At 68.7% G+C, this 351-nt stretch carries 1 protein-coding gene; it reads left to right on the top strand.

The genetic code is table 11. The annotated features are described in order from the left end of the window. Positions 1–351, top strand: a 351-nt coding sequence (locus ALMP_RS33540; RefSeq protein ID WP_264935309.1) for a transposase, incomplete at both ends; no start/stop codon positions are given.

The raw sequence follows: 351 nt of genomic DNA, 5'->3' as shown, positions 1-351 counted from the left end.
GGGGCTGGCGCGCACCAGGCTGGCCAAGTCCGTGCACGACGCGGGCTGGGCTTCGTTCATCAGCATGCTGACCTACAAGGCCGCCCGGTACGGCCGCACTCTGATCAAGATCGGCCGGTTCGAGCCGACCTCGCAGACCTGTTCCACCTGCGGCCACCGCGACGGGCCCAAACCCCTGCACGTGCGGGAATGGACGTGTACCGCCTGCGGCGCCGTCCACGACCGGGACACCAACGCCGCGATCAACGTGAAGACGGCCGCCGGACTGGCGGTATCAGCCTGCGGAGCGCCGGTAAGACCAGGAGCAGTCCCGGCACAGCGCGAAGAAGCAGGAAGCCACGGATTCCCGAC

Origin of the sequence: Streptomyces sp. A012304, assembly GCF_026008495.1 — a bacterium.
In the GTDB taxonomy this organism is placed as follows: Bacteria; Actinomycetota; Actinomycetes; order Streptomycetales; family Streptomycetaceae; genus Streptomyces.
The sequence above is the reverse complement of the archived record's forward strand: the minus strand, read 5'-3'. Positions and strand labels throughout refer to the sequence as shown.